Source organism: Isoptericola sp. NPDC057191 (assembly GCF_042670225.1).
Taxonomy (GTDB): domain Bacteria; phylum Actinomycetota; class Actinomycetes; order Actinomycetales; family Cellulomonadaceae; genus Isoptericola.
Map to the genome: position 1 here is coordinate 1 of NZ_JBHUWC010000134.1, position 11322 is coordinate 11322.

General features: G+C 74.2%; 12 protein-coding genes. 11 read left to right on the forward strand and 1 reads right to left on the reverse strand.

Annotation, left to right across the window (positions count from 1 at the left end; all coding sequences use genetic code 11):
- Positions 1-35 precede the first annotated feature (35 nt).
- Entirely contained in the window at positions 36-1427 is a 1392-nt protein-coding gene (locus ACFT55_RS14995; RefSeq protein ID WP_380244640.1) for a glycine--tRNA ligase, read from the reverse strand.
- Positions 1428-1700: 273 nt separating this feature from the next.
- Here ACFT55_RS14995 and ACFT55_RS15000 point away from each other — a divergent pair, with 273 nt between their 5' ends.
- From ACFT55_RS15000 to ACFT55_RS15050, 11 genes are all read left to right on the forward strand, one after another.
- Positions 1701-2087, forward strand: a complete 387-nt coding sequence (locus ACFT55_RS15000) for a YciI family protein (RefSeq protein WP_380244641.1) — start codon at positions 1701-1703, stop codon at positions 2085-2087.
- A 10-nt stretch (positions 2088-2097) separates the two neighbouring features.
- On the forward strand, positions 2098-3336 hold the full coding sequence (locus tag ACFT55_RS15005; RefSeq protein ID WP_380244642.1) for an RNA polymerase sigma factor: 1239 nt from the start codon (positions 2098-2100) through the stop codon (positions 3334-3336).
- Positions 3337-3368: 32 nt separating this feature from the next.
- Positions 3369-4334 (forward strand): metal ABC transporter solute-binding protein, Zn/Mn family, encoded by a 966-nt coding sequence (locus ACFT55_RS15010; protein WP_380244643.1) that lies wholly within the window; start codon positions 3369-3371, stop codon positions 4332-4334.
- Positions 4331-5239 (forward strand): metal ABC transporter ATP-binding protein, encoded by a 909-nt coding sequence (locus tag ACFT55_RS15015; protein ID WP_380244644.1) that lies wholly within the window; start codon positions 4331-4333, stop codon positions 5237-5239. The genes ACFT55_RS15010 and ACFT55_RS15015 overlap by 4 nt, the downstream gene beginning before the upstream one ends.
- Positions 5240-5253: 14 nt before the next feature.
- Positions 5254-6171 carry a metal ABC transporter permease gene (locus ACFT55_RS15020; RefSeq protein ID WP_380244650.1) on the forward strand — a complete coding sequence of 306 codons (918 nt, stop codon included), beginning with the start codon at positions 5254-5256 and terminating at the stop codon, positions 6169-6171.
- Between the two features lie 41 nt (positions 6172-6212).
- The gene (locus ACFT55_RS15025) at positions 6213-6617 is read left to right on the forward strand and encodes a Fur family transcriptional regulator (RefSeq protein WP_380244651.1); all 405 of its coding nucleotides are present in this window, start codon (positions 6213-6215) and stop codon (positions 6615-6617) included.
- Positions 6618-6650: 33 nt separating this feature from the next.
- Entirely contained in the window at positions 6651-7241 is a 591-nt protein-coding gene (locus tag ACFT55_RS15030) for a DedA family protein (RefSeq protein ID WP_380244645.1), read from the forward strand.
- On the forward strand, positions 7238-8281 hold the full coding sequence (locus ACFT55_RS15035; RefSeq protein ID WP_380244646.1) for a FecCD family ABC transporter permease: 1044 nt from the start codon (positions 7238-7240) through the stop codon (positions 8279-8281). The genes ACFT55_RS15030 and ACFT55_RS15035 overlap by 4 nt, the downstream gene beginning before the upstream one ends.
- Position 8282: 1 nt before the next feature.
- Positions 8283-9338 carry a FecCD family ABC transporter permease gene (locus ACFT55_RS15040; RefSeq protein WP_380244647.1) on the forward strand — a complete coding sequence of 352 codons (1056 nt, stop codon included), beginning with the start codon at positions 8283-8285 and terminating at the stop codon, positions 9336-9338.
- Positions 9335-10141, forward strand: a complete 807-nt coding sequence (locus tag ACFT55_RS15045) for an ABC transporter ATP-binding protein (RefSeq protein WP_380244648.1) — start codon at positions 9335-9337, stop codon at positions 10139-10141. Before ACFT55_RS15040 ends, ACFT55_RS15045 begins: the two co-directional genes overlap by 4 nt.
- A 64-nt stretch (positions 10142-10205) precedes the next feature.
- On the forward strand, positions 10206-11261 hold the full coding sequence (locus ACFT55_RS15050) for an iron-siderophore ABC transporter substrate-binding protein (RefSeq protein ID WP_380244649.1): 1056 nt from the start codon (positions 10206-10208) through the stop codon (positions 11259-11261).
- Positions 11262-11322: the final 61 nt, after the last annotated feature.

An 11322-nucleotide genomic window follows, 5' to 3' on the forward strand; every position in this document is an offset into this window, starting at 1 on the left:
CTGCGGACCCGGGCCCCGTCGTTGTGGGCGCGGGGTCAGAACGCCGCGAGGTGCTCCCCCAGGTAGGCGGTGACCTTGGCCAGCGCGACGCGCTCCTGCGCCATGGTGTCGCGGTGGCGGATGGTGACCGCGTCGTCCTCGAGGGTGTCGAAGTCGACCGTGACGCAGAACGGCGTGCCGATCTCGTCCTGGCGGCGGTAGCGGCGGCCGATGGCCCCGGCGTCGTCGAAGTCGACGTTCCAGGACCGGCGCAGCTCGGCGGCGAGGTCGCGCGCCTTGGGCGACAGGGCCTCGTTGCGGGACAGCGGCAGCACGGCCGCCTTGACCGGCGCGAGGCGCGGGTCCAGGCGCAGCACCGTGCGCTTGTCGACGCCGCCCTTGGTGTTGGGCGCCTCGTCCTCGGCGTACGCCTCGACGAGGAACGCCATGAGCGAGCGGGTCAGGCCGGCGGCCGGCTCGATGACGTACGGCAGCCAGCGCTCGTTCGTCGTCTGGTCGAAGAACGACAGGTCCTTGCCGGAGTGCTCCGAGTGCGTCTTCAGGTCGAAGTCGGTGCGGTTCGCGATGCCCTCGAGCTCGCCCCACTCGCTCCCCGTGAACCCGAACCGGTACTCGATGTCCACCGTGCGGGTCGAGTAGTGCGACAGCTTCTCGGCCGGGTGCTCGTACAGGCGCAGGTTCTCGGGGTCGATACCGAGGTCGGTGTACCAGGCCATGCGCGTGTCGATCCAGTACTGGTGCCACTCGGCGTCCGTGCCCGGGGCGACGAAGTACTCCATCTCCATCTGCTCGAACTCGCGCGTGCGGAAGATGAAGTTGCCCGGCGTGATCTCGTTGCGGAACGACTTGCCGATCTGCGCGATGCCGAACGGGGGCTTCTTGCGCGAGGCCGCCGCGACGTTCGAGAAGTTCACGAAGATGCCCTGCGCCGTCTCGGGCCGCAGGTAGTGCACGCCGGACTCGTCCTCGACGGGGCCCAGGTACGTCTTGAGCATCATGTTGAAGTCGCGGGGCTCGGTCCACTGCCCGCGGGTGCCGCAGTTCGGGCACGCGATCTCGGCGAGGCCGCCCTCGGGCGCGCGGCCCTTCTTCTCCTCGAACTCCTCGATCATGTGGTCCTCGCGGAACCGCTTGTGGCAGCTGAGGCACTCGGTCAGCGGGTCGTTGAACGCACCGAGGTGACCCGAGGCGTGCCACACCGGGGTGGGCAGGATGACGGCGGAGTCCAGGCCCACGACGTCGTCGCGGCGCGTCATCGCGCGCCACCACTGCTGCTTGATGTTCTCCTTCAGCTCCACGCCGAGGGGCCCGTAGTCCCACGCGGAACGCGTACCGCCGTAGATCTCGCCGGACTGGAACACGAAGCCTCGCCGCTTGGCGAGGGAGACGACGGCGTCGAGCTTGGCGGTGGGGGACGGTGCTGCCACGGATCACTCCTGGGTGTCGGGCCGCCACGTGGCTCGTGGGGCCGGTGCGGGGAACACCGCGGCCTCGGCACGTCGGGGCCCGACGTCGACCGGCTGCGGTGGCACCAGCCTACCGGGCACGACTGCCGGGACCTCGGCGCCCGTCCGGTCGACGCGCCACCGGCGGCGGGTGACGATCGACGGTGCGCTCGATCGTCATGGGGGTACGCACGACGATGACCGACCATGACCGGCCATGACCGCCATGACCGGCCCGACGAAGGAGACGGACCGATGCGCTACGCACTGCTGCTGCACAACCCTGAGCCGGCCCCCGGCGACCTCCCCGCCGAGGGCATCGCCGAGATGGAACGGCTGTTCTCCGAGTACGCCGACGCGCTCGTGAGCGCCGGCGTGCTCGTCGGCGCCGAGATCCTGCAGTTCTCGCACGCCACCACCACCGTCACGCGCCGCACCGGCACCACCCAGGTGCAGGACGGCCCGTTCGCGGAGACGAAGGAGGCGCTGGCGGGCGTCTTCGTCGTCGACGTGCCGGACCTCGACGCCGCGCTCGCCTGGGCGGAGAGGTGCCCGGGCGCCACCTACGGCTCCGTCGAGGTGCGGCCGGTCGCGACGTCGGTGGTCGACGGCGCCTGGACCGGGCACGGCCCGGCCGAGTAGTAGGTAGCCCGTGACCGCGACGGGAGCCGCGCACGCCGCGGCGGCCGCAGCCGCGCGGGACGGCTACGGCCGCCTCGTCGCGCTGCTGGCCGCCGGGTCCGGCGACCTGCAGGCCGCCGAGGACGCCCTGGGCGACGCGCTCGAGCGAGCCCTGCGCACGTGGCCGGACGACGGGGTGCCCGACAACCCCGCCGGCTGGCTGCTCACCGTGGCGCGGCGGCGCCTGCGCGACCGGCAGCGGTCGGCGGAGGTACGCCGCACCACGCCCCTGGCCCCCGAGCGGCACGCGCCCGTGCGGCTCGAGGACGTCGATCCCGACGCCGTCGGAGACCGGCGCCTGGAGCTGATGCTCGTGTGCGCGCACCCCGCCGTCGACCCCGTGGCGCGCACCCCCCTCATGCTCACGACCGTGCTCGGGTTCACGGCCGCGCAGGTCGCGCCCGCCTTCTCGGTGCCGGCCGCGACGATGGCGACCCGGCTCGTGCGTGCCAAGCGCCGGATCAGGGACGCGGGCGTGCCGTTCACGATCCCGGACCGCTCGGTGCTGCCCGGCCGCATGGCCGACGTCCTCGAGGCCGTCTACGGCGCCTATGTCGTGGAGTGGTCCACGGCAGCGTCCGAGCCACGCCGGCTGCCCTCGGAGGCGCTGCGCCTCGCCGAGGTGCTCGCCCAGCTCCAGCCGGACGACCCGGAGGTGCGCGGCCTGGCAGCCCTCGTCCTGCTCTCGTCCGCCCGGGCGGGCGCCCGGACCGACGCGCTCGGCCGGTTCGTGCCGCTCACCGAGCAGGACCCGGCCCGCTGGGACGCCGACGCGATCGCCCAGGCCCACGCGCACCTGCGTGCGGCGCACGCGCGGGGCACGCTGGGCAGGTTCCAGCTGGAGGCCGCCGTCCAGGCCATGCACTGCGCCCGGCGACCGGGCGAGCCGCCCGACTGGCCGGCGCTGCTCCGGCTGCACGACGCGCTGCAGCAGGTGGCGCCCTCCCTCGGTGGAGCGGTCGCACGCGCGGCGGTCGTCGCGGAGACCGCCGGGCCGGCGGCCGGCCTCGCCGCCCTGGACACGCTGGGCGACCGCGCCGCACGGTTCCAGCCCGCGTGGGCGGTGCGCGCCGACCTGCTCGCCCGGCTCGGTCACGCCACGGCGGCCGCCGCCGCCTTCGACCGTGCGGCGTCGTTGACGTCCGAACCGGCGCTCCGGTCCCACCTGGACGCCCGGCGCTCCGCGCTGCTCCGTTCCGCGCCGAGTTGACAATCGTTCTCATCTTTCTGAGAATCGTTCTCATGCTTCGCCGACGCGCGGCCCTCGCCGCCCTGCCCGCCCTCGCGCTGCCCGCCGTCCTGGCGGCGTGCGCCCCCACGGACCAGGGCGCCTCCGACGGCACGCTCGAGGTCCTCGCCTCCTACTACCCCTTGCAGTACGTGGCCGAGCAGGTGGGCGGGGACCTGGTCTCCGTCTCCAACCTCACGCCGCCGGCAGCGGAACCCCACGACCTGGAGCTCTCCCCCGCCCAGGTCCGCGAGATCGGCACGGCAGACCTCGTCGTCTACTCGTCCGGCTTCCAGGCCGCCGTGGACGACGCGATCGACACCCAGAGCCCCGAGCACGTGGTCGACACGAGCGACGTCGTGACGCTCGAGGCGCACCCCGGCACGGCCGACGACGCCGTGGTCGACGACGGCGAGGGCGAGGGCGACGGGCACGACCACGGCGACGAAGCCGCGGTGGACCCGCACTTCTGGCTCGACCCGACGCGGCTGATCGACGTCGGCCACGCCGTGGCGGCCCAGCTGGGCGCCGTCGACCCGGAGCACTCCGCGACGTACGCCGAGAACGCCGACGCGCTGGCAAAGTCCCTCACCCAGCTCGACGGGCAGTTCTCCGCCGGCCTGAAGGAGTGCGCCACCCGCACCCTCGTCACCTCGCACGCGGCGTTCGGCTACCTCTCCGAGCGCTACGACCTGGAGCAGATCGGCATCGTCGGCCTCGACCCGGAGGCCGAGCCCTCCCCCGCGCGGCTGCGCGAGGTGGGTGCGATCGTCGAGGAGAACGACGTCAGCACCATCTTCACCGAGACGCTGACCAGCCCGAAGGTCGCCGACACGCTCGCGAAGGACATCGGGGTCGAGACCGCCGTCCTCGACCCGCTCGAGGGCCTGTCCAAGGACGCCGTCGCGTCGGGGGCGGACTACGTCTCGGTCATGCAGGACAACCTGGCCGCGCTCACCGAAGGGCTCCAGTGCTCATGACGACCCCTGATGCGGGCTCCGCACCCTCCCGGGCACGCGGCCAGGCACCGAGCGGCCAGGCACCGACGGGCGCGACGGCGGGCACGCCCCCGGACACGCCCATCGAGGCCCGGGGCGTGCACGTCCGGCTCGGGGCCAGCCCGGTGCTGCGCGGCGTGGACCTCACGGTCCGGCGCGGCGAGGTGGTGGCGCTGCTCGGCGCCAACGGCTCGGGCAAGTCCACCCTGGTGCGCACGCTGGTCGGCGTGCTGCCCCCGACGTCCGGCGAGGTGCGGCTCTTCGGGCACGCCCTCGGCAACGACGTGCCGTGGTCCCGCGTCGGCTATGTGCCGCAGCGCGTCAGCGCCGTCGCCGGCGTCCCCTCGACCGCGGCGGAGGTGGTCGCGTCCGGGCTGCTGCACGGCCGCCGGCTGCGCCTCCCGCGAGGCTGGCGCACCCAGGTGCGCGAGGCTCTCGACCTGGTCGGGCTCGCCGACCGCGCCCGGTTCGCGACGCACCAGCTCTCGGGCGGGCAGCAGCAGCGCGTGCTGATCGCCCGTGCCCTGGTGCGGCAGCCCGAGCTGCTGGTGCTCGACGAGCCGGTGGCGGGCGTCGACCGCCCCAGCCAGGAGTCGTTCGCCGCGACCATGACGAGGCTCGTCGACGACGGCATGACGGTGCTCGTCGTGCTGCACGAGCTCGGCGAGCTCGCACCGCTGGTGCAGCGCGCCGTCGTGCTGCGGCACGGTCGCGTGGTGCACGACGGCGCCCCGCCGACGCCCCGGCCGGAGCACGGCGGCGACGCGCACGAGCACGTGCACCCGCACGCCGAACCGACCTACCGGCCGCGCACCGACGAGGTGCGGCTGGCCGAAGGGCCCTTCGAGGCCCGACCCGAGAGCACCGAGGACGAGGTGGCACCGTGAGCGGCCTGTGGGAGATGGTCACCGACCCGTTCATGCAGAGGGCGCTCGTCGCGGCCCTGCTCGTGGGCCTGAGCGCGCCCGTCGTGGGGACGTACCTCGTGCAGCGCCGGCTCGCCCTGCTGGGCGACGGCATCGGGCACGTCGCCCTCACCGGTGTCGCGGTCGGCTGGCTGGTCGGCGCCGCGATGGGCCTCGTGCCCGACGACGTCCTCGCCGTGCCCGGCGCCGTGGTCGCGGCCGTCGCCGGATCCGTGCTCATCGAGGTGGTGCGCCGCCGCGGCCGCACGTCCGGGGACCTGGCCCTCGCCATCCTCTTCTACGGCGGCATCGCCGGCGGCGTGCTGATCATCGGCCTGGCCGGCGGGTCCTCGGGCAGCCTCATGGCCTACCTGTTCGGCTCGATCTCGTCCGTCACCCTGTCCGACGTGTGGGTCACCGTCGCGCTCTGCGGCGTGATCCTGCTCATCGGCCTCGGGCTGCGTCCCGCGCTGTTCTCCGTCAGCCACGACGAGGAGTTCGCCGTGTCCTCCGGCCTGCCGGTGTGGGCCCTGAACATGGCGGTGGCCGTGCTCGCCGCGCTCACCGTCACGGTCGCGATGCGGGTGGTCGGCCTGCTGCTCGTGTCGGCGCTCATGATCGTGCCGGTCGCCATCGGCCAGCTCGTCACCCGGTCGTTCCGCCGCACCATGCTGGTCGCGTCCGTGATCGGGGTCGCGGTGTGCGTCACCGGCCTGTCGATCACCTACTGGCACAACGTGTCGCCGGGTGCGCTCATCGTGGTGCTCGCGATCGCCGTCTACGCCGTCGTCGCCCTCCTGCACCCCTTGCTCACCCGCCGCCGCCCGGCCGTCGACCCGCACCCGGACATCCCCGACGACGTCGCGGTCGCCGCCACCCCGCGGGGCGCCGCCCACGAGGAGTGCACGCCGTGAACGCGACCAGCCCCCGCACCGGCACGGGCCAGCCGCCCCGGATGACCCGGCAGCGGGCCGCCGTGGCCGACGCGCTCGGCGAGACCGACGAGTTCCGCAGCGCGCAGCAGCTCCACGAGCTCCTGCACGCGCGGGGCGACGCCGTCGGGCTCGCCACGGTCTACCGGACCCTGCAGGCCATGGTCGACGGCGGCGACGTCGACGTGCTGCGCGCCGAGGACGGCGAGAGCCTCTACCGTCGCTGCGCGCGCCGCGAGCACCACCACCACCTGGTCTGCCGGGCGTGCGGGCGGGCGGTCGAGATCGACGGGCCCACCGTCGAGGCGTGGGCCGCGTCGGTCGGCGCCGCGCACGGTTTCGCGGACATCGACCACACCATCGAGCTCTGGGGCACGTGCGCCACCTGCCGCGCCGCTGCCGGCACCGACCCGGGTCGAGCGAATTAGGGCAGCCATACCTCATTCGGGCACAATGAGGCCGTGCACCTGACCACCTCCGCGATCGTGCGGGCGTCCGAGGACGCCGCCGCCGACTCCGGCGTCTTCACGATCGCCGGCGTGCCGTTCTGGGTGGTGTACGTCGCGGCGTTCGCCATCGTGCTCGTCCGCGCGCAGGCCACCTACTGGGCCGGCCGTGGCGTGGCGCGCGGGACCGCCCGCGGCCGGGTGGCCGACCTGCTCGCCCGTCCCGGAGCCGCGACCGTGATCGACCGCGTGCACCGATGGGGCCCGCCGGCGGTCACGCTGTCCTTCCTCACCGTCGGGGTGCAGACGCTGGTCAACCTCGCCGCGGGCTACCTGCGCATGCCGTTCGGCCGCTACCTCGTGGCGCTCCTCGCCGGCTGCGCGGTGTGGGCGGGGATCTGGACGACGATCGGCACCGCGGCGGTGCACGGCGCGCTCGCCGTCGGGCTGCGCAACCCCGTGACGCTCGCCGTCGTCGGCGGAGCCGTGGTGGCGCTCGTCGCCTGGGTCGCGCACCGGCTCACCCGGCGGACCCAGGCTGCCGCGCCGCTCGACCCCGCCACCCCGGGCGACGGCCTGCCCGACGTCGACAGGGAGGCCCGATGACCGCGCCCACCACCGTCGCGACCACCTCCCGGCCGGCCGCCGCCCTCGTCGCACGCCGGACCCGCGGTCGGGTGCTCGTCGTCGCCCTGACACTCGTGGCGCTCCTCGCGATCGTCGCCGCGAGCCTCGCGCTCGGGGTGCGCGACATCGACCTCGCCACCGTCTGGCAGGCGCTCACGAACCCGGTCGCCGGGAACGTCGACCACGACGTCGTGCTGGACCAGCGCGTGCCCCGCACCCTCATCGGCCTGGCGGCGGGCGCCGCGCTCGGCGTCGCCGGCACGCTCATCCAGGGCGTGACGCGCAACCCCATCGCCGACCCCGGCCTGCTGGGCCTCAACGCCGGCGCGTCGCTGGCCGTGGTCGTGGCCGTCTCGCTGCTCGGCGTGACCGCGCCGCTCGGCTTCGTGTGGTTCGCGTTCGCGGGCGCCGCGGCGGCGGCGCTGCTCGTCTTCTCGATCGGCGCCGGCCAGCCTGTGAAGCTGGCGCTCGTCGGCGCCACCGTCACGGCCCTCATCACCCCGCTCATCACCCTGGTCCTGCTGCGCGACCCGACGGCCTTCAACACCTACCGGTTCTGGGCGGTCGGCTCGCTCACCGGCCGCGGGACGGAGACGCTGGACAAGCTCTGGCCCTTCGTCGCCATCGGGCTGGTGCTCGCGGCCGCGCTCGCCCACCGCCTCACGATGCTGGCGCTCGGCGACGACGTCGCCCGGGCCCTGGGCCAGCGCGTCGGCCTCACCCGGGGGCTCACCGCCGCGGCGGTCGTCCTGCTCGCCGGCGGCGCGACCGCGCTCGCCGGCCCGATCGCCCTCGTCGGTCTCGCGGTGCCGCACGCCGCCCGTCGGCTCGTCGGCACGGACTACCGCTGGATCGTCCCCCTGACCGCGCTCCTCGGGCCGGTGATGCTGCTCGGGTCCGACGTCATCGGGCGACTCGTGCTGCCGCACTCCGAGCTCGAGGCCGGTGTCGTCGCCGCCGCTCTCGGCGCCCCCGTCCTCGTCGCCGTCGCGCGCGGCAAGTCCGTGGCGGGGGTCTGACGTGTCCGAGACCACCACGCTCGCCCCCGGCGCCGCCGTCTCCCCGGTGGCCGCCCCGCGCGCCCGGCGGCGCCGCCGTCTCACGATCGTCCTGGCCACCCTCGCGGTGCTGCTCGTCGCGGTCGCGACCCTCGCCCTCACGCTCGGGGAGGCGTCGTTGTCGCCCGGCCGCGCTCTCGCCGCCCTCTTCGGCGTCGGCTCCGACGTGGACGTGTTCGTCGTGCACCGGCTGCGGCTGCCCCGCCTGGAGACGGCCGTCCTCGCGGGTGCGGCCTTCGGCCTCGCCGGCGCCCTCTTCCAGACGACGTTGCGCAACCCCCTGGCCAGCCCCGACATCCTGGGCATCGCCAGCGGCGCCAGCCTCGGCGCCGTCTGGGCGCTGCTCGTCGCCGGGCTCACCGGCTTGGCGGTGTCCGGTGCCGCGTTCGCCGGAGCGCTCGTCGTGGCGCTGCTGATCTGGCTGTTCGCGTGGCGCCGCGGACTGCACTCCATCCGCTTCGTGCTGGTCGGCGTCGGGTTCGCCTACCTGTGCTCCTCGCTGCTCGCGTGGCTCCTGGCGAGCGTCGACGTGCGCGAGGCGCAGTCGGCGCTGCTGTGGACCGTGGGCAGCGTCGCCGACGTGCGTGGCGTCGAGCTCCTGACCCTCGCCGTCGCCGTGCTGGTGCTCGGGGCCGGCGTCGCCCTGGTGTCGCGCTGGCAGTCGCCCCTGGCGCTCGGCGACGACCACGCCCGCGCGCTCGGCGTGCCGGTCGACACCGCCCGGGTCGTCTCGCTGCTGCTGGCGGTCGGCCTGGTGGCCACGGCGACGTCGTTCGTCGGTCCCCTCGCCTTCGTCGCGCTCGTGGCGCCCGCGATCGCGCGCCGTCTGGTGGACGACGGCGGGGCCGCGCTCACCGCGTCCGTCCTCACCGGGGCGCTGCTGGTGCTGGCGGCCGACGTGGTGGGCCAGCACCTGCTGTTCGGCATCGAGGCCCCGACCGGCATCGTCACCGGTCTGATCGGCGCCCCGTACCTGCTGTGGCTGCTCGCCACCGACGGAAGGAAGTCCCTCGCATGACCGACGTCACCCTGCGCGCGCACGGCGTCAGCCTGGGCTACGACGGGCGGCCCGTGATCGAGGGGCTCGACCTCGAGCTTCCCGCGGGGAGCGTGACGGCGATCGTCGGGCCCAACGCGTGCGGCAAGTCGACCCTGCTGCGCGGTCTGGCGCGGCTCCACCCGCTCGACGGCGGTCGCGTCACCCTGGGCGGGGAGGACGTCGGCGCGCTGTCCCGCAAGGAGCTGGCGCGTCGCGTGGGCGTGCTGCCGCAGGCGTCGATCGCCCCCGACGGCGTGCGGGTGGCCGAGCTCGTGTCCCGCGGCCGCTACCCTCACCAGGGCTGGTTCGGCCGGCACAGCTCCACCGACGACGTCGCGGTGCTGCACGCCCTGGAGGCGACCGGTGTCGCCGACCTCGCGGACCGCCCGGTCGCAGAGCTCTCCGGCGGACAGCGCCAGCGCGTCTGGATCGCGATGGTGCTCGCGCAGGAGACCGACATCGTGCTGCTGGACGAGCCCACGACGTACCTCGACGTCGCCCATCAGGTGGACCTGCTCGACCTCCTGTCCGAGCTGAACCGCACCCGCGGCACCACCGTCGTCATGGTGCTGCACGAGCTCAACCTCGCCGCCCGGTACGCCGACCACCTCGTGGTGATGAGTGCCGGGCAGGTGGTCGCGGAGGGTCGTCCGGGGGACGTCCTGACCGAGGCGACCGTCCACGCCGCCTTCGGGCTGCGAGCGCGCGTGGTGCCCGACCCGGTGTCGGGCACTCCGCTCGTCGTCCCGCTGGGACGGACGCACAGCGGCGCTTCAGCATAGGTTAGGCTTTCCTCACTACTGTTCCTCTCGCGCCGAGACGGTGCGAGCACACCGAGGAGAACCCGTGCGTCTTCGCCGTCCTCTCGCCACGGCCGCCGCTCTCGCGGCGACCGCCGCCCTGACCCTCGCGGGGTGCGCCTCCGGCGACTCCGCCGAGGGCGACGACTCCGCCGCCCCCAGCGGGACGGCGTCGGGCGCCACCGACGAGTTCCCCGTCACGATCGAGCACGCCTTCGGCAAGACGGTGATCGACAAGGCCCCCGAGCGCGTCGCCACGTGGGGCTGGGGCTCCACCGAGGCCGCCATCTCCGTGGGCGTCTACCCGGTCGCGGTGGCCGAGCAGGTCTGGACCGTGGGCGAGGACGCGCTGCTGCCCTGGGTCGAGGAGGCGTACGACGAGGCAGGAGCCCCGAAGCCGACCATCCTCGACGACCCCGAGGCCGGCGCCTCCGTCCCCTACGAGGAGTTCGTCGAGGCCAAGCCCGACCTCATCGTGGCCCCGTACTCGGGCCTCACCGAGGAGCAGTACAAGGTGCTCAGCGACATCGCCCCGGTCGTCGCCTACCCGGACACCGCCTGGACCACCCCGTGGGACGACACCATCCGGATCACCGCCGAGGCGCTCGGCCGCTCCGCTGCGGGCGACAAGGTGCTCGCCGACATCGACGACTTCGTCGCCGACAAGGCCGCGAAGCACCCCGAGTTCGCGGGCAAGACCTTCGCCGCGATCGTCGACTCGCCCACCGAGGGCAAGGTGTACGTCTACCCGCAGGCCGACCCGCGCGCCGGCTTCCTCGAGGGGCTCGGCGTGAAGGTCGCCCCGTCCGTGGCCGAGCTGGACACGTCGAACGGCGGGTTCTTCTACGCCCTGTCGTACGAGGAGCTCGACAAGCTGACGTCCGACTTCGTCGTCGACTACGCCTACACGCCCGAGGACGCCAAGACGTTCCTCACCAAGAAGGAGCTGCAGGCCATCCCCGCCGTCAAGGCCGGCAAGGTCGCGCAGATCGTCGGCACCGCGCCCGTCTCGTCCGTGTCACCCCCCACGGCGCTCTCCGTGTACTGGGACAAGGGCTTCCCGGCCCTCGTCGACTCGATGGCCGAGGTGCTCGGCGACTGACCCCGCCCCCGCAACGTGCGTGCTGACCTGATCCTCATCAGGCCGTCTTGAGGATCAGGTC

Coding starts and splice junctions, on each gene's coding strand:
- ACFT55_RS15020 (WP_380244650.1), top strand. CDS start 5,254: ATGGTCACCGACCCGTTCATGCAGAGGGCGCTCGTCGCGGCCCTGCTC.
- ACFT55_RS15000 (WP_380244641.1), top strand. CDS start 1,701: ATGCGCTACGCACTGCTGCTGCACAACCCTGAGCCGGCCCCCGGCGAC.
- ACFT55_RS15035 (WP_380244646.1), top strand. CDS start 7,238: ATGACCGCGCCCACCACCGTCGCGACCACCTCCCGGCCGGCCGCCGCC.
- ACFT55_RS15015 (WP_380244644.1), top strand. CDS start 4,331: ATGACGACCCCTGATGCGGGCTCCGCACCCTCCCGGGCACGCGGCCAG.
- ACFT55_RS15045 (WP_380244648.1), top strand. CDS start 9,335: ATGACCGACGTCACCCTGCGCGCGCACGGCGTCAGCCTGGGCTACGAC.
- ACFT55_RS15025 (WP_380244651.1), top strand. CDS start 6,213: ATGACCCGGCAGCGGGCCGCCGTGGCCGACGCGCTCGGCGAGACCGAC.
- ACFT55_RS15010 (WP_380244643.1), top strand. CDS start 3,369: ATGCTTCGCCGACGCGCGGCCCTCGCCGCCCTGCCCGCCCTCGCGCTG.